The 16,118-nt window shown below is 53.9% G+C and carries 16 protein-coding genes; 6 read left to right on the top strand and 10 right to left on the bottom strand.

The genetic code is table 11. The features are described 5' to 3' along the window. Window positions 1-112: 112 nt before the first annotated feature. From fabI to crrC, 3 genes are all read right to left on the bottom strand, one after another. On the bottom strand, window positions 113-901 hold the full coding sequence (fabI, locus tag AC2FAJ_RS04160) for an enoyl-ACP reductase FabI (RefSeq protein ID WP_003856831.1): 789 nt from the start codon (window positions 899-901) through the stop codon (window positions 113-115). A 270-nt stretch (window positions 902-1,171) separates the two neighbouring features. Beyond that, complete coding sequence (locus AC2FAJ_RS04155; protein WP_485453856.1) at window positions 1,172-4,267, bottom strand: multidrug efflux RND transporter permease subunit; 3,096 nt, start codon at window positions 4,265-4,267, stop codon at window positions 1,172-1,174. 136 nt (window positions 4,268-4,403) lie between these two features. Continuing rightward, window positions 4,404-4,790, bottom strand: coding sequence for a colistin resistant protein CrrC (gene crrC, locus AC2FAJ_RS04150; protein ID WP_041909660.1), 387 nt, complete (start codon window positions 4,788-4,790; stop codon window positions 4,404-4,406). Window positions 4,791-5,061: 271 nt separating this feature from the next. Between crrC and AC2FAJ_RS04145 the strand changes: the two genes are divergently transcribed. Beyond that, entirely contained in the window at window positions 5,062-5,766 is a 705-nt protein-coding gene (locus AC2FAJ_RS04145; RefSeq protein WP_041909662.1) for a response regulator, read from the top strand. After that, the gene (locus AC2FAJ_RS04140) at window positions 5,763-6,827 is read left to right on the top strand and encodes an ATP-binding protein (protein WP_252007838.1); all 1,065 of its coding nucleotides are present in this window, start codon (window positions 5,763-5,765) and stop codon (window positions 6,825-6,827) included. The genes AC2FAJ_RS04145 and AC2FAJ_RS04140 overlap by 4 nt, the downstream gene beginning before the upstream one ends. Before the next feature lie 14 nt (window positions 6,828-6,841). On the opposite strand, the gene AC2FAJ_RS04135 is transcribed toward AC2FAJ_RS04140, so the two are convergent. From AC2FAJ_RS04135 to pspF, 7 genes are all read right to left on the bottom strand, one after another. Further along, the gene (locus tag AC2FAJ_RS04135) at window positions 6,842-7,756 is read right to left on the bottom strand and encodes an ATP-grasp fold amidoligase family protein (protein ID WP_485453855.1); all 915 of its coding nucleotides are present in this window, start codon (window positions 7,754-7,756) and stop codon (window positions 6,842-6,844) included. A 157-nt stretch (window positions 7,757-7,913) separates the two neighbouring features. Then, window positions 7,914-8,720: a putrescine export ABC transporter ATP-binding protein SapF gene (sapF, locus tag AC2FAJ_RS04130; RefSeq protein WP_041909668.1), complete on the bottom strand. Its 807-nt coding sequence runs from the start codon at window positions 8,718-8,720 to the stop codon at window positions 7,914-7,916. Window position 8,721: 1 nt separating this feature from the next. Then, window positions 8,722-9,714: a putrescine export ABC transporter ATP-binding protein SapD gene (gene sapD, locus AC2FAJ_RS04125; protein WP_028013384.1), complete on the bottom strand. Its 993-nt coding sequence runs from the start codon at window positions 9,712-9,714 to the stop codon at window positions 8,722-8,724. After that, entirely contained in the window at window positions 9,714-10,604 is an 891-nt protein-coding gene (sapC, locus tag AC2FAJ_RS04120) for a putrescine export ABC transporter permease SapC (protein WP_028013383.1), read from the bottom strand. The genes sapD and sapC overlap by 1 nt, the downstream gene beginning before the upstream one ends. Beyond that, window positions 10,591-11,556 (bottom strand): putrescine export ABC transporter permease SapB, encoded by a 966-nt coding sequence (gene sapB / locus AC2FAJ_RS04115; RefSeq protein ID WP_041909670.1) that lies wholly within the window; start codon window positions 11,554-11,556, stop codon window positions 10,591-10,593. Before sapB ends, sapC begins: the two co-directional genes overlap by 14 nt. Next, a complete protein-coding gene (gene sapA / locus AC2FAJ_RS04110) occupies window positions 11,553-13,193 on the bottom strand; it encodes an ABC transporter substrate-binding protein SapA (RefSeq protein WP_193358166.1) in 1,641 nt (546 codons plus the stop codon). Before sapA ends, sapB begins: the two co-directional genes overlap by 4 nt. A gap of 88 nt (window positions 13,194-13,281) precedes the next feature. After that, window positions 13,282-14,274, bottom strand: a complete 993-nt coding sequence (gene pspF / locus AC2FAJ_RS04105) for a phage shock protein operon transcriptional activator (protein ID WP_485453854.1) — start codon at window positions 14,272-14,274, stop codon at window positions 13,282-13,284. A 151-nt stretch (window positions 14,275-14,425) separates the two neighbouring features. On the opposite strand from pspF, the gene pspA reads away from it, so the two are divergent. From pspA to pspD, 4 genes are read left to right on the top strand one after another with little or no spacing between them, the layout of a single operon-like run. Then, window positions 14,426-15,094, top strand: coding sequence for a phage shock protein PspA (gene pspA, locus AC2FAJ_RS04100; RefSeq protein WP_028013379.1), 669 nt, complete (start codon window positions 14,426-14,428; stop codon window positions 15,092-15,094). A 53-nt stretch (window positions 15,095-15,147) separates the two neighbouring features. Beyond that, a complete protein-coding gene (gene pspB / locus AC2FAJ_RS04095; RefSeq protein WP_028013378.1) occupies window positions 15,148-15,372 on the top strand; it encodes an envelope stress response membrane protein PspB in 225 nt (74 codons plus the stop codon). Beyond that, window positions 15,372-15,731, top strand: coding sequence for an envelope stress response membrane protein PspC (gene pspC, locus AC2FAJ_RS04090; RefSeq protein ID WP_028013377.1), 360 nt, complete (start codon window positions 15,372-15,374; stop codon window positions 15,729-15,731). The genes pspB and pspC overlap by 1 nt, the downstream gene beginning before the upstream one ends. Before the next feature lie 12 nt (window positions 15,732-15,743). Further along, on the top strand, window positions 15,744-15,968 hold the full coding sequence (pspD, locus tag AC2FAJ_RS04085; RefSeq protein ID WP_028013376.1) for a phage shock protein PspD: 225 nt from the start codon (window positions 15,744-15,746) through the stop codon (window positions 15,966-15,968). The last annotated feature ends 150 nt before the right edge of the window (window positions 15,969-16,118 follow it).

Below are 16,118 nucleotides of genomic sequence, written 5' to 3'. Positions count from 1 at the left end.
AAGGCAGATAAAGGGAAAAATATTGTTAGGTGATAACAAATAGCAGAACGGAATAACGAAGGGGAGTGCGGAGGGGGAAAGCTCTCTTCCCGTGCGGGAAGAGAGCCACAGCTTATTTAATTTCCAGCTCGTTCATTGCAGCGATGTTGAAGCCGCCGTCAACGTGAACCACTTCGCCGGAGATACCTGCGGAAAGGTCAGAGCACAGGAATGCAGCAGAGTTACCCACATCTTCAATGGTAACGGTACGACGAATCGGGGTAACCGCTTCGCAGTGTGCCAGCATTTTACGGAAATCTTTGATGCCGGACGCCGCCAGGGTGCGGATAGGGCCAGCAGAGATGGCGTTAACGCGCACGCCTTCTGGACCCATTGCGTTCGCCATGTAGCGAACGTTGGCTTCCAGAGATGCTTTCGCCAGGCCCATAACGTTATAGTTAGGGATAGCACGCTCTGCGCCCAGGTAGGACAGGGTCAGCAGCGCTGCGCCCGGGTTCAGCATTGCGCGGCAAGATTTCGCCATTGCAACGAAGCTGTAGGAGCTGATGTCGTGCGCGATTTTAAAGCCATCACGGGTTACCGCGTTCACGTAGTCGCCGTCCAGCTGGTCGCCAGGAGCGAAGCCGATGGAGTGAACGAAACCGTCGAATTTCGGCCATGCTTTTGCCAGTTCAGCAAACATGCCGTCGATGCTTTCGTCTTGTGCAACGTCACATTCCAGAACAATGCTGGAACCCAGCTGCGCGGCAAACTCTTCAACACGGCCTTTCAGCTTGTCGTTCTGGTAGGTGAACGCCAGCTCAGCGCCTTCGCGATGCATTGCCTGTGCGATGCCGTATGCGATGGACAGTTTGCTGGCAACGCCAGTCACCAGAATGCGCTTACCGGAAAGAAAACCCATAGCTTTAATCCTTATATTCATTGCTTATTTTGCCTTGTAATTCATAGCGTTACAGGCAGTATTTCAAAATCATTCGAAATTAGCTCGAAATTATAGCCCACTCACGGCCCCTTGTGTCACGATATTTCTCGTCGATCTCCGAAGAGGAATGCCCCAAAAGGTGAGGCGCGGGCTGGCGGGGGCTCAAAATTTCAGCATTCGTCCAGTATATCACCCGGCAGCAGCTTCGCCTCATCCAACCAGCAAGGTTCCGCGATCCATCAGCGGTATTCACACTTTCCTGGCGTTTTCAACGAAACGCGCAACGACAATAAAGAATACCGGGACGAAAAAGATCGCGAGAAGCGTGCCGCTGATCATGCCGCCAAACACCCCGGTGCCGATAGCGTGCTGCGTGCTGTCACTCGCGCCACGCGCCAGCATTAATGGCACCACGCCTAACGTAAAGGCTAACGATGTCATCAAAATAGGGCGCAGACGCTGGCTTGCGGCCTGTATTGTTGCCGCCAGCAGGGGTTGTCCTTCCCGGTGGAGCTGCCTTGCAAACTCGACAATCAGAATGGCGTTCTTGGCGGACAGGCCTATCAGGGTGATAAGACCGACCTTAAAGAAAACATCATTCGTCATGCCCGCAACGGAGACGGCAACCACCGCACCGATAAGCCCCAGGGGAACGACCAGCATGACCGCAAAGGGAATTGACCAGCTCTCATACAGGGCGGCGAGCACCATGAACACGACCAGTATCGACAGAACGATCAGACCCGGGAGCTGAGATTCGGATTTTCTCTCCTGCAATGAGCTCCCGGCCCACTCGCCGGCCATCCCCTGCGGTAAATCCCGTGACAACGTCTCCATGGCCTTCATTGCCGTGCCGCTGGATTTGCCTGGGGCCGCACTGCCGGTAATGCGGATAGCAGAATATCCCTGATAACGCGTCAACTGCTGCGGCGCAACGTTCCAGGAAAGCGTCGCAAACGTAGATACTGGCACCATCTGCCCCATACGGTTTTTTACCGATAATTTCAGGATCTGCTCAGGCTGCATGCGGTAAGGGGCGTCGGCCTGAATAATGACCTGCTGAACACGGCCCTTGTTCGTGTAGTCATTAACGTAGTTCGACCCCATGGTGACCGAGAGCGTCTGGTTGATTTCATCAAATGAAACGCCCAGCGCTTCCGCTTTTTCCCGGTCAATCTGAAGGGCCAGGCTTGTTCCTTCCGGCAGACCGTCTATATACACGTCACTCAGTTCAGGACGTTGATTAGCTTTCACAACCAGCGCATCGGCCGCTCTCTTTAACGCCTCGTAGCCCAGTCCCGCCCTGTCCTGCACGTACCAGGTGAAGCCCGAGGAGGTGCCCATATCCGAAATGGCCGGCGGGAGAAGGCTCATCGTGACGGCATCAGAGACGTTAGCCATGCTGGCCTGTATATGGTCGGCTTCATTCTGTGCGGTCGTACCCTGCCGATCTTTCCAGTCCTTCAGCGTGGTGAAGGCCATGGCCGAATTCGGTCCCGAGCCTGAAAACCCAAATCCCAGAATCATAATGTTGCTTTCAATATCCGGCCGGGCCGCAATTTCCTCTTCAAATTTTTTAACCACTCTCAGGGTGCGCTGCATTGTGGCATCGGAAGGCAGCTGGATTGAGGACATAAAATAGCCCTGATCTTCATCCGGAAGAAAGGACGAGGGCAGCGAAGAAAGCCCCAAACATAGGGCAGCACATAGCGCAACGTACAACAGCAGCATACGCCCGGTACGTCTCAGCACCGCGCCCAGCCCGGATTCGTACCACGTCGTGAGGGTACGAAAGCGGGCGTTAAACCCTGCTGCGAACCTGCCACCAACGTGCTTTGCTGCGCTGTGAGGCTTAAGTAGCGTCGCGCATAGCGCGGGGGTAAGCGTGAGGGCAAGAAATGCCGACAACAGTATGGATACCGCCATGGAAATACAAAATTGTCGATAAATAATCCCGACGGATCCTTCGGCGAAACCCATGGGAATAAAGACGGCGGTAAGCACCAGCGTGATCCCGATAATTGCCGGCGTGATTTCATTCATGGCCTCCCGGGTCGCGTCGCGCGGAGAGAGTTGTTTTTCTTCCATCAGGCGCTCGACGTTCTCCACGACCACAATAGCGTCATCTACGATAATCCCTATCGCCAGAACCATGCCGAACATGGTCAGAATATTGATGGAGTATCCACTCAATAGCATCACCGTGAAGGTGCCAAGCAGTGCGACGGGGGCAACAATCGCCGGGATAAGCGTACAGCGTATCTTATGCAGAAACAGCAGCATTACGAGGAAGACCAGAACCATCGCTTCCACAAATGTCTGCACCACCTTCATGATGGAGAGCTTCACAAAAGGCGCGGTATCGAAGGGAACCGTAAACGTCATTCCTTCCGGCAACACCTGAGAAAGTTCGTCGATGCGTGCGCGTACGCCTGCAGCCGTGCTCATCGCATTGGCGCCAGGGGATAGCTGGACTGCCGCAGCCGTTGCGGGAACGCCATTTTCGCGGATACCGAAAGCGTAGCTTTGCAGGCCGGACTCAATGCGCGCGACGTCGGACAGCTTCAGCCTTGCGCCGGATGCCTCTGATTTCAGAGTAATATTCCTGAAAGCCTCTACGGAAGTGAGTTGCCCCTTCACGGTGATCGGATAGGTTACGCCTTGCCCTTCAGATGCGGGTTCATCTCCCGTTTTGCCGGGCGAAACCAGGGCATTTTGCTGGCCAACGGCGGTAAGCACATCGCTCACCGAAAGTCCGTAGCTATGAAGCTTCATCGGGTCCAGCCAGATGCGCAGCGCTTTTTCGCCACCAAACAGCTGAATTTTCCCTACTCCAGGTACGCGGCGAAGCTCGTCGCTGACATGCCGGGCAAAGTAATCGCTTAAATCGGCTTCCTCAAATTTACCGGTTGTGGACTTCAGCCCCACCATCATTAAAAAACCGGAATTGGCCGCCTCGACGTTGATGCCATTTTGCCTGACCGCCTGTGGCAAACGCGGCTCCACAATTTTAATCTGGTTCTGAAGGTCCATCTGCGCCAGCTTGATGTCCGTGCCGGGCTTAAACGTCACGGTAATAGACGCAGAACCGGTTGTGTCACTGGATGATTCGAAGTAAAGCAAATTATCGACGCCAGATATTTCGCGCTCAAGTAACGACACCACCGACGTATTCATAATATCGGGGCTGGCACCCGGGTAGGTGACAGAAATAATAATCCCAGGCGGTGCCACCGCCGGATACTGCGCAACCGGCAGCCGGGGGATAGACAATGCGCCCGCCAGGACGATAAAAAGCGCCACGACCCAGGCGAAAATGGGACGTTCAATAAAGAAATGAGGCATTAATTTAACTTCCAGATACGTGACTCTTTCAGTGAGTTATTTTGTTCAAGATGGTGTGATGGAGAGTCTACAACTCGCCTGTTTAGCGGACATGGGCGGTTTATGGAGAGAGTGTGGAGCGAAACAACACGGTTGTTTAAATCATTCTCACGATGAGGTACAACGGTGAACCGCCAAAAAAGAGAATTAAATAACACTCATAGTAAAACACCAAATCGTTAAAATCTGGCGTAGCGTTCAGCAGCACAGTGAACGTAATAATGAGATAAACAAAAATCACCATTAGCCAGAAGGCGATGAGAAGTAATTCAGTGAACGCGCCTGCTTTGTTTTGTATTATCAGAGAGACAACCGACAAGGCAATGCAGCCATAGATCATGGGGGAAGAGAGTAGCGTTGCGGCGACTTTCTCATCCATTTTATGCATCAATACCAGCCAGGTATAAAGTAATCCCCACGATAGCAGCAGGAAGAGAGAAAATATGCCGATTTTTTTAGGAGAGAAGTATTTCGAAAGTTCCATGTTCATTATCTCAGCCAAATTCAGAAAGCCATTAAGCGACAGGGGTATTTACCACGTTAAACGAAAGACGGTTTAACTCCGAATAACTATTGTGGGCTGACATTGTCGAGTCTTTATTGACTGAATGTGTAGGCTGTATGGAGAAATTGCCGGGCACTTAAATTAATCCAGGAAATTTTCGCGGCCACGGCACTTTTTCCCGGAGTCTGTGTCTTATTGTGCTAAAGATATCTGATAGCGTGCTCAAAGGGATTTCACCCGCGGAGATAAAATGAACAAAAATACTCTAATCCTTGTTGTTGAAGATGAAAACGAAATTGCCGATATACTGATGAGATACTTAGAGCGTTCTGGGATGAAAACGCTGAGAGCCCGGCAGGGCGAGCAGGCGATAGCGCTTAATCGGCTCCATAAACCCGATCTTATCTTGCTGGATATCCATCTGCCCGTATGCGATGGCTGGAGCGTACTCACGACGCTCCGTCAGGAAAGTTCTGTGCCCGTCATTATGGTGTCCGCACTCGATCAGGACGTGGATAAGCTGATGGGGCTCAGGCTTGGCGCGGACGATTACGTGATCAAACCTTTCAATCCTTCCGAAGTGGTCGCGCGAGTTGAAGCCGTGCTGCGCAGAACCAGACCCGCTCTCCAGCAGGCGGGTGCCGTGCCTCTCAGGACGCCTTTTATTACGGTCTACCCGGACGATTTCTACGTTGAGGTCACCGTGGGCGAAGAGGTAGTCTCCCCAGTATTAACAACGACGGAATTTAAACTTCTTACTTACCTGGTGAGATACCCGCGAAAGGTCTGTTCCCGGGAAGAGTTACTTAACGCGTGTCTGCCGGAAGGCGATACGCTCGACAGAACGGTAGACAGCCATATGAGCAAGCTGCGTAAAAAGCTGGAGCTTGCAGGCCTTTATGGCGTCCCTGAGAGCATCAGGGGGATGGGCTATCGACTCGGGGAGAAAAAATGAACAGAGATTCTGTCCTGAGTCGGCAGATCTTAACGTATATGCTGCTGCTGACGTTTATGATCATTGCCATTGCGGTACTGGGCTCCTGGTTTTTTTACTCTTTTATTCTCGATCACCTCCCCGGCGGTGCCGTTGAGGGGGATGACGAGCAAATGACGATGTGGGACTGGGTGTGGATCGGGACCGCAACAACAATCAGTCTGATAATCGCGATATTTTTAACGATAAAACTTTCTTCACGAATACTCACCCCGTTAAACGCGGTAGCGTCCAGCCTGAGAAAAATTTCTCAGGGCCAGCTGGATGCCCGTGCTTATTGCGCCAGCTCCCGTCTGGGAGAGGTCAATCATCTGGTCACGGATTTCAATGAAATGGCGGAAAAACTCCAGACGCTGGATATTCAGAGGAAATCCTGGAACGCCGCCATTGCCCATGAGCTGAGAACCCCGGTCACGATTTTACGCGGGCGGCTTCAGGGGCTGGTTGACGGCGTTTTTGAGCCGGATCCGCTGCTTTTTAATAATCTTCTCAAGCAGACTGAGGGGTTAACCCGTTTGATTGAAGATCTTCGGGTGATCAGCTCTGACGGCGGGGCGGGTTATACGCTGTATAAATCCAGAACGGACCTCAAAGGCACAATCCAGGATGCGCTTGATACTTTCATGCCCGAGTTCAAGCACAATCAGTTTGTGATTAAAACAGAGTTGAGGGAACAGCGATGCGTGTTCGATCCGTTGCGCATCAATCAGTGTCTGGCCGTTCTGTTTGACAACGCATTACATTATTCAACTTCGCGAAAACTCATCGTAAAAAATGGCGTCTCTGATAAAGGCAATTATATCCTTATTGAGGATGGCGGGCCGGGCATCCCTAGGGAATTTCATGATTTCTTATTTCAACCCTTCCAGCGGGATAAAGGTGCCAAAGATGTTAATCCCGAAGGATGTGGTTTAGGGTTATCGGTGGTAAAAGCCATCATGCTGGCTCATGGTGGCGATGTAACGTATACCTTATCGAAGCAAAACCACTCCCTGTTCAAACTGACCTGGCCCGATGCCTGAGTCCTGGCGGCAGGTCAGCCTGGCCTGCCCGCCGATAGCGGCAACTGCCATATATCGCCTAACTTTGTATCCCATTCCAGAGGGGTAATTCGCAGTTTGCCCCGTTTTGGGCTTAAGGTTATTTCACTGAAGTAAATTTCATCGCTTTTCAACATGAGGTCAACGCGGCAGTAGTCAAGACCCTTCGCCAGCTCCTGAGCGGCCAGCAGAGCCTCACGGAACAATTTCGGCTCGCCGGGCGCAAACGGCGTATTAGGATATTCCATCTGGAAGGGCTGTAAATTCCAGTGTCGGTCGTAAACGTTGATAAACTCTCTGCCGAGGTCATCCGTAAAATCGGCCTCAACATAGTGTGCGACCCCGTGAAAACAGTGAATTCTCAGCATTTCCGGCGTGCTGTTCCTGTCCGCATTATTGAAAAGATCGACATAGGGCTCACACAGTATAACGGGTGTAATATTTTTGTACTGCCACTCGCGCGTGGTGTAATACAAATTCTTCTTTAATGCGAGAGTGAGCTTTTTACGGGCCTGTCGGTAATTGAACTGGTTTTTGTTTGTACAGATTATTGTGCTTCCACTGTCATGATTGCACTTAAGGACGAATTGATCGGGCAGTGTTGAAAAATCGATATGCGAAAACCTGCGGTATACCCCAATCAAAGGCACCGCTTTTACTCGCGTTGTTCTGGACGCAACGTATTCGCGGACGGCGAGTTTATCGGCAAGCATTGTGTAGAGATTATTATGGTCATAGACCAGGCGATGACATATTTTTTCACTCAACGTAGTGGGTGATTTAATGTCAGGGGTTATGCCTGATGTCTTTTTGAGTTTTGCAGTATGAAAATTGAGGTCCGTCATGAAATATGAACGGCATTTTCTGATGAGATACTCCGAATATTTTAGAACATATGTGGTGGTGTTCATTTCTTCTCCTCCGTAATGTTCCGGTATTCTGGAGAAGAACTATTGATGGATATTGCTTAAAATATGGAGCAGGGATGGAGACAAAAAAAGGATTAAATAGCGCATGCAGGCTATTTAATCCTTATTTGAGCGGAGCAATCCGTGTTTACCGCCGCGCTTAACGGTCTTTTCTCCACGCATCGGCGGTCAATGCTTCACCGAAATGCCCGGCAATCAGCCTTTTCGTCAGCTCATGAAGCGGGGAGGCCATCACATCCGCCGTGCTGCCGCGCTCGACGACTTCCCCCTGGTGCATGACCATTACCTGATCGCTGATGTGCTTCATCATCCCCAGGTGCTGGGTAACGTAGATGTAGGAGATACCCTGCTTTTCCTGTAATTCGAGCATCAGGTTAATCAGCTGCGAGCGCATAGACATATCCAGCGAGGCAAGCGCTTCGTCTGCAACGATCACTTTCGGGCGCAGAATTAACGCGCGGGCCAGACCCAGACGCTGTTTCTGACCGGGGGCCAGCATATGCGGGTAGTAGCTTTCGTGATCCGGTAACAGCCCAACCATACGCAGCGTTTCGAAGATACGCTTGCGGCGCGCCTCTGGCTCAAGTTCGGTATTCAGACGCAGAGGGAAATCAAGGATCTGCGAAATGCGCTGGCGTGGATTAAGCGAGGTAGACGGATCCTGGAAGATCATGCGGATGCGCTGGCTGCGGAAAGAGTAATCGCCAAACTGCAGAGGATGATCGTCAATCAACACTTCTCCAGCAGTGGGCTCGACCATGCCGGCAAGCATTTTCGCCAGCGTGGATTTACCGGAGCCGTTTTCGCCGATGATCGCCAGCGTCTGTTTTTCACGCAGGGTAAAACTCAGCGGTTTAACCGCTTCGACAGTCTGACGATGAAACAGCCCCGTGCGATAGCGAAAGGTCTTAGTCAGATTGCGGACTTCCAGCAAGGTTTCGACCATTTCACTCTCTCTCCATGTTCAGCGGGAAATGACAGGCGTAAAGATGATTTTTGGCGCCGGTCAGGCGCGGCGTTTCGATACATTTACGCTGAGCATACGGACAACGCGGCCCCAGACGACAGCCTATCGGCAACGATTCCAGCAGCGGAATAGCTCCGGGCAGGGTATTCAGACGGCTCTTGTGCGGCATGGCGCTGCCAAAATCAGGAATAGCGCGGATAAGCGCCTGCGTATATGGATGGTGCGGCGCGGCGATCAGCTCCTCACTCGGGGCAGTTTCGACCGTTTGCCCGCAGTACATCACGTCAATTTTATCCGCCCATTTGCTGAGCATTTGCAGGTCATGGCTGATCAGCAAAATGGTGGTGTTATTGTTCTGGTTCAGGCGCGACAGCAGGCGGAAAATTTGTGCCTGGGTGGTCGGCTCCATCGCGTTGGTGGGTTCATCCGCAATCAGCAAACGCGGCTGATTAGCCAGGGCGATGGCAATCATCACCTTCTGGCATTCACCGTCGGTCAGCTCATACGGGAAGCTGCGCATCGCGTCTTTATGGTCTTTGATCCCGACGCGGTGTAATAGCTCAATGGCGCGGCGCTTGCGCCAGCCGAAACGCTGCCACCAGCGGCCTTTATAGGTCCAGCCGGGAATGTTCTGCATCAGCTGTTTGCCTACGCGCTCGGACGGATCGAGGCAGGACTGTGGCTCCTGGAAAATCATCGAGACGTTATGGCCGACCAGCTTGCGACGCTCGCGCGGGGAGAGGCGCAGCAGGTCTATATCGTCGAACCGCATGCGGTCGGCGGTCACGCGCCAGTTGTCTTTCGCCACGCCGCAGATCGCTTTGGCGATCAGGCTTTTTCCCGAACCAGATTCACCCACCAGCCCGCGAATCTCGCCCTCGGCGAGAGTAATGCTGATGCGATCGACGGCTTTAACCCAGCCTTCACCGGTTTTGAATTCAATGGTGAGGTTGCGAATATCAAGAAGCGGCATTATTGCACCCCCGCGTTAATTGCACGGCGAATACCGTCGCCCAGCAGGTTGATCAGCAACACGCTTACCATAATCGCCGCCCCCGGCAGCATAACCGTCCACGGCGCCACGTAGATCAATTCCAGCGCGTCACCGAGCATCGCACCCCATTCAGGGGACGGCAGCTGCGCACCGAGGTCGAGGAACCCGAGCGCAGCGATGTCCAGAATCGCCATCGACAGCGCACGGGTGATCTCGGTGACCAGCCCGGCGGCGATGTTTGGCAGAACGGCAAACCACAGAATATTGAAGGTCGTCGCGCCGTCCAGACGGGCCGCAACGACATACTCTTTTTCCAGCTCGTCATGCACCATGCTGTAAACCGAGCGCACGATGCGGGGGAGGATAGCCAGCCAGACGGCGAACATGGCATGCGACAGATGCGGACCGGCAAAGGCAACCACAATGATTGCCAGCAGCAGGGACGGAATCGACAGCAGCGTGTCCAGAATGTGGTTCAGCACCGCCGAGCGCAGGCCATGCGTGGAGCCCGCGAAAATACCGAGCGCCAGTCCACAGAGCGTCGCCGCGAGCGTCACGACAAACGCGCCGCCCACCGTCGGGGCAGCCCCGCTTAACAGACGGCTCAATACGTCGCGTCCGAGATCGTCAGTGCCGAGGAAGAATGAGACTTCGCCGTAGCGTGACCAGGAAGGCGGCAGCAGCTGATAGCCAAGGAACTGCTGATCAATGCCATAAGGCGCAAACCACGAACCAAAGAGGCAAAGCAATACCAGACCGGCGCAACCATAAAGGCCGATCATTGCCGTGGTGTCACCATAGAACTTTCGCCACACGGTACGCAGCGCACCGGGCGTGCGCTTTTCACTGTAAACGTTATCGTAAGGCATACCATTCCTTATGCTTCAATGGGTTAGCCATCGCACCCAAAATATCGGACAACACGTTAACAATAATGACCAGCGAACCAATCACCATCACACCCGCTGAGATAGCAGCATAATCCTGCTGACGGATGGCGTTAATCAGCCAGCGTCCCAGCCCGGGCCAGCTAAAGACCATCTCGGTGATCATGGCCAGCGTAAGCATGGTGGAAAACTGCAGCCCCAGGCGCGGAATTACCGGCGGCAGAGCGTTGTGCAGGACGTTGCGGCGCAGTATGGTCAGGCGCGACAATCCGCGCGTGGCGGCAGCTTTGACATAGTTCTGCTCAAACACCTCGATGGTGCTCAGGCGCATCAGGCGGATCACCTCGGTTGTCGGCGCAACCGCCAGCGTCAGCACCGGCAGTACCATATGACGCAGGGCGCTGACGATCATCTCATGGCGCCAGACGGAATCGGACAGCCATGCGTCAATGATGGCAAAACCCGTTACCGTTTTAACCGTATAGAGCAGGTCAAAACGGCCAGAGACCGGTAGCCAGCCCATCGTCAGCGAGAAGAACAGCGTCAGCAGCAGCGCCAGCCAGAATACCGGGATAGAGAAGCCGAGCAGGGCAAGGGCGCTGATAAACTTATCCTGCCATTTGTTGCGGTAGATCCCGGCCAGCATGCCCACGGGAATACCTACCATCAGGGCAAAGCCGAAGGCCAGAATGCACAGCTCCATCGTGGCCGGGAACACCTCCTTCAGCTGCTCGGAGATAAGCTGCCCGTTGATGCTCGACACGCCGAAATCCCAGTGCAGCAGACCGTTAAACCAGAACAGCCAGGCATCCCACAACGATGAGCCCTGTAGCGGGGCATGCGGCGTGAAATAGCTCAGGCTGAAGCCGACAAAGTTCAGGAAAAAGAGCGTCACCAGCAGTAAAAGGAGCCGACGCAAGGTAAAAATAATCATGGTTTTTTCACCTCTTGTTCTTTTTCACGCGATACGCCGGCGAACGAGGCGTTGCCGAACGGACTCAGCACAAGGCCTTTAATATCATAGCGGTAGGCCTGAAGGCGCAGGGAAGAGGCCAGCGGAAGCACCGGCAGTTCCTGAGCGAGTATCTTTTGCGCTTCATCGTAAGCGTCAATGCGCGAGGCCAGCTGTTGGGAAGAGAGCGCTTTTTGCAGCACGGCGTCGAATTCCCGGTTACACCAGTGGGCGTAGTTGGTCTGCGAATTTATCGCAGCACAGCTCAGCAGCGGCCGGAAGAAGCTGTCCGGATCGTTACTGTCGGTAGCCCAGCCTGTCAGGGTGAGGTCGTGATTCATATCCATCAGGCGCGCCTCCTGGAAACGGCCCTCAACCGGTACGATGATCACCTTGACGCCCACCTGCGCCATATCCGCCTGCAGCAGTTCAGCAGTTTTCAGCGGGCTCGGGTTCCACGCCTGGGAGCTTGTGGGCACCCAAAGCTGGAGCGTCAGGTTTTCCGCGCCCAGCGCTTTCAGTTGTTCACGCGCTTTTGCCGGATTGTATTCCGTAATTTTAGCCTCACCGTCGTAGGCCCACGAGGCGCGCGGTAAAATTGAGGCGGCGGTTTCCGCCGTGCCGTAGTAGATCGACTGCATCAGACGCTGGTTGTTGATCGCCAGCGCCAGAGCGTGACGTACGGCAGGGTTGTTCAGCGGCGGCTTATCGGTGTTAAAGGCCAGATAAGCGATGTTCATCCCCGGGCGTAACGTCAGACGCAGACGCGGATCGTCGCGCAAAATGGTGAGCTGGCTGGCAGCGGGCCAGGCGAGCACGTCGCATTCCCCGGTGAGCAGTTTCGAGAGCCGTCCCGTTCCGCCAGACCCGAGATCGACCACCACCTGCGGCATCAGCGGCGTACCGCGCCAGAAATGTTCGTGGCGCTGCAGGCGAATATATTGCCCCGCGCGGTATTCGGCCAACTGGAATGGACCGGTACCGACCGGCTGGCGGTCGAGCAGCTCCTGACGATCTTTTTTCGTCAGCTTCGCCGCGTATTCGGCGGACATAACGGACGCATAGTGGGTCGCCAGGTGCCAGAGGAAGGAGGCATCCGGGCGCGTCAGCGTAAATTCAACCGTCCGGCTGTCCAGCTTGCGCACGCTTTTAACGGTGTCGGCAAACTGCAGGCTGTCGAAATAGGGGAAATTATCCCCATTAACGTTATGCCACGGGTGGTTACGGTTAAAGATACGCTGGAAGGTGAAGACCACGTCATCCGCGTTCAGCTTGCGCGTAGGGGTAAACCACGGCGTACGCTGAAACGCGACATCATCGCGCAGGTGAAAACGGTAGGTTGCACCGTTATCCAGGACTTCCCAGCTTTCCGCAAGTTCAGGCACCAGGCGATAGGTGTACGGGTCGACATCAAGCAGACGGTCGTAAAGCTGCGCGGCGAGCGTATCCACAATCAGCCCGCTGCCCGCTTTTTGCGGGTTGAAGGTGTCCACCTGGCCACTTACGCAATAGACGAAGCCGCTGTCACGAATGTCAGGCTGCGTAGACTGCCCGGGCGCAGCAAACGCCAGGCCGCTGAACAGACCGAGTGCAAAAAAGGACGATAAAACCAGACGCATAATTTTTAAGGTTTTTAGGTTCGATCTGCAAAGTGTATCGCACTTACGCCTGCTTCGTAAAAATGTCTGCGGGTAAGTGCCGATATTGTCAGCGCATTTGATGCTTTTTAAGCAATGCCCGTAACTGATGGTAGGTCAGGCCCAGGAGTTCGGCCGCTCGTTTCTGGTTATATTTCGCCGCCTTCAGGCTTTGCTCCAGCAGCTGTTGCTCCTGCTCGTGCTGGAACTGGCGCAAATCAAGGGGCAGCGCGAGAGTATCGCCTGACGATGACGGGGAGGAAACCGGCGGCGCATTGCGCTGAAAAGGATCGATAATGATATTGTCCAGCTCCGTCTCGCTGCTGCCGTGGCGGTAAACAGAACGTTCCACAACGTTCTTCAGTTCGCGGATATTTCCCGGCCAGCGGTAGGCCAGAAGTGTCTCCCGCGCATGATCGCTGAAGCCGGGGAAAAGAGGGAGACCGAGCTCGCGGCACATCTGAATCGCAAATTGTTGAGCAAGCAGCATGATGTCGCTTCTCCTGTCGCGCAGGGGCGGAAGCTGAACGACGTCAAAGGCCAGGCGGTCAAGCAGATCGGCACGGAATTGCTCCTCCGCGACCATCTCCGGCAGATTGGCGTTGGTGGCGCAGACCAGGCGCACGTTAACCTGCAGCGGCTGGCTGCCGCCGACGCGCTCCAGTTCACCATACTCAATCACGCGCAGCAGCTTTTCCTGCACCAGCATCGGCGCGGTGGCGAGTTCATCAAGGAACAGGGTGCCGCCGTCGGCGCGCTCAAAACGTCCCGGATGGCGCTTTTGAGCGCCGGTAAACGCGCCCGCCTCGTGGCCGAACAGCTCGGTGTCGAGCAGGTTTTCATTCAGCGCCGCACAGTTTAGAGAAATGAAGGGGCCGTCCCAGCGTCCGGATAAATAGTGCAGACGGTTAGCAATCAGTTCCTTACCCGTGCCGCGCTCGCCGATAATGAGCACCGGTTTGTTGAGCGGCGCAAGGCGAGAGACCTGTTCCAGCACCTCAAGAAAGCTGTTGGCTTCGCCGAGTAAGTTATCTTTGTATTGAGCCATGATGAAATTAACCACTCCTTAGCGATATTCACCAGGTCAGCATAGTTCTGTGGTGAATAAAAATCAATCACACCGTGTAAAATCAATAAGATAAAAAACTGGCACGGGAATTGTATTATCAGTACAGCAGGGCATAGCCCGATAACAGAACTATGAGGATTTGATTATGGGTATTTTTTCTCGTTTTGCCGACATCGTGAACGCCAACATCAACTCACTGCTGGAGAAAGCAGAAGATCCGCAGAAGCTGGTGCGCCTGATGATTCAGGAGATGGAAGACACGCTGGTTGAAGTGCGTTCTACCTCCGCCCGTGCGCTGGCTGAGAAAAAGCAGTTAACGCGCCGTATTGAGCAGGCCACCGCTCAGCTCAATGAATGGCAGGAAAAGGCGGAACTCGCCCTGCGCAAAGATAAAGAAGATCTTGCTCGCGCAGCGTTAATTGAAAAGCAGAAGCTGGCGGACATGATCGCTACGCTGGAGCATGAAGTCACGCTGGTGGAAGACACGCTCACCCGCATGAAAAAAGAGATTGGTGAGCTCGAAAATAAACTGAGCGAAACCCGCGCGCGTCAGCAGGCGCTGACCCTGCGTCATCAGGCGGCAAGCTCTTCCCGTGACGTGCGTCGTCAGCTGGACAGCGGCAAGCTGGATGAGGCCATGGCGCGTTTTGAGTCATTCGAGCGTCGTATCGACCAGATGGAAGCGGAAGCAGAGAGCCACGGCATCGGTAAGCAAAAGTCGCTGGATCAACAGTTTGCCGATCTGAAAGCGGACGATGAAATCAGCGAGCAGCTGGCGGCATTGAAAGCCAAAATGAAGCAAGATAACCAATAATAATGTTGCGGCACCTGAGCGTGCCGCTAAGCATCCGACGACAAGGAGTACACATGAGCGCGCTTTTCCTGGCCATTCCCCTGACGATTTTCGTGCTGTTTGTTTTGCCGATTTGGCTATGGCTGCACTACAGCAACCGTTCTTCAGGGAACGATTTATCCCAGAGTGAACAACAACGTCTTGCGCAGCTTACCGACCAGGCTAACAAGATGCGCGATCGCATTCAGGCGCTGGAAGCAATCCTGGATGCAGAACATCCTAACTGGAGGGACCGTTAATGTCAGGACTGAATCTGAACAAAAAATTGTGGCGAATTCCACAGCAGGGCATGGTGCGCGGCGTTTGCGCCGGGCTGGCCCATTATCTCGACGTTCCGGTAAAGCTGGTTCGTGTGGTCACGGTGCTGTCGATATTTTTCGGTCTGGCGTTTATCACTTTCGTGGCCTACATCGTGCTGTCGTTTGTACTTGACCCGATGCCGGAAGGCGAACTGGCTGCGGAAGGCGCGCCTACCAGTAACGATCTTCTCAATGCGGTTGACGATCGGCTGGCTGAAGGGGAGAAGCGGTTACGTGAAATGGAACGCTATGTCACATCCGATACCTTTACGCTGAGAAGTCGTTTTCGTCAGCTTTAAGAGAGAATATACATGAAGAAAAACTGGCAACAGGCCGGTCAGAAGGTAAAACCCGGCCTGAAAATCGCAGGTAAACTGGTTCTGATGACGGCGTTACGTTACGGCCCGGCAGGTGTGGCGGGCTGGGCGATCAAATCTGTTGCCCGCAAGCCGGTCAGAATGTTGCTGGCCGTGGCGCTTGAACCTCTGTTGCAAAAAGCGGCAAAGCGGCTGTCACGCCGTTACTTATCCCGATAATTGACGCTCGCGTTAGCCCTTTCTCTCCCCGGAAGGGCTAACGACATTTCATCCCTTTCCCTCACTTTCTTTGCGGCAGCTCACATTACTGCACAGAGCTGCTTTGTAATTGCGTTTTTCAGCCTCCCGGTTCGTTGACAGATATTTTTC

Source organism: Enterobacter cloacae complex sp. 385G4, assembly GCF_057320665.1.
This window is presented reverse-complemented; position numbering and strand designations above follow the sequence as displayed.

Bases quoted from the DNA above. Each gene is read 5' to 3' on its own strand.
- fabI (WP_003856831.1), bottom strand. From the start codon at position 901: ATGGGTTTTCTTTCCGGTAAGCGCATTCTGGTGACTGGCGTTGCCAGC.
- AC2FAJ_RS04155 (WP_485453856.1), bottom strand. From the start codon at position 4,267: ATGCCTCATTTCTTTATTGAACGTCCCATTTTCGCCTGGGTCGTGGCG.
- crrC (WP_041909660.1), bottom strand. From the start codon at position 4,790: ATGGAACTTTCGAAATACTTCTCTCCTAAAAAAATCGGCATATTTTCT.
- AC2FAJ_RS04145 (WP_041909662.1), top strand. From the start codon at position 5,062: ATGAACAAAAATACTCTAATCCTTGTTGTTGAAGATGAAAACGAAATT.
- AC2FAJ_RS04140 (WP_252007838.1), top strand. From the start codon at position 5,763: ATGAACAGAGATTCTGTCCTGAGTCGGCAGATCTTAACGTATATGCTG.
- AC2FAJ_RS04135 (WP_485453855.1), bottom strand. From the start codon at position 7,756: ATGAACACCACCACATATGTTCTAAAATATTCGGAGTATCTCATCAGA.
- sapF (WP_041909668.1), bottom strand. From the start codon at position 8,720: ATGGTCGAAACCTTGCTGGAAGTCCGCAATCTGACTAAGACCTTTCGC.
- sapD (WP_028013384.1), bottom strand. From the start codon at position 9,714: ATGCCGCTTCTTGATATTCGCAACCTCACCATTGAATTCAAAACCGGT.
- sapC (WP_028013383.1), bottom strand. From the start codon at position 10,604: ATGCCTTACGATAACGTTTACAGTGAAAAGCGCACGCCCGGTGCGCTG.
- sapB (WP_041909670.1), bottom strand. From the start codon at position 11,556: ATGATTATTTTTACCTTGCGTCGGCTCCTTTTACTGCTGGTGACGCTC.
- sapA (WP_193358166.1), bottom strand. From the start codon at position 13,193: ATGCGTCTGGTTTTATCGTCCTTTTTTGCACTCGGTCTGTTCAGCGGC.
- pspA (WP_028013379.1), top strand. From the start codon at position 14,426: ATGGGTATTTTTTCTCGTTTTGCCGACATCGTGAACGCCAACATCAAC.
- pspB (WP_028013378.1), top strand. From the start codon at position 15,148: ATGAGCGCGCTTTTCCTGGCCATTCCCCTGACGATTTTCGTGCTGTTT.
- pspC (WP_028013377.1), top strand. From the start codon at position 15,372: ATGTCAGGACTGAATCTGAACAAAAAATTGTGGCGAATTCCACAGCAG.
- pspD (WP_028013376.1), top strand. From the start codon at position 15,744: ATGAAGAAAAACTGGCAACAGGCCGGTCAGAAGGTAAAACCCGGCCTG.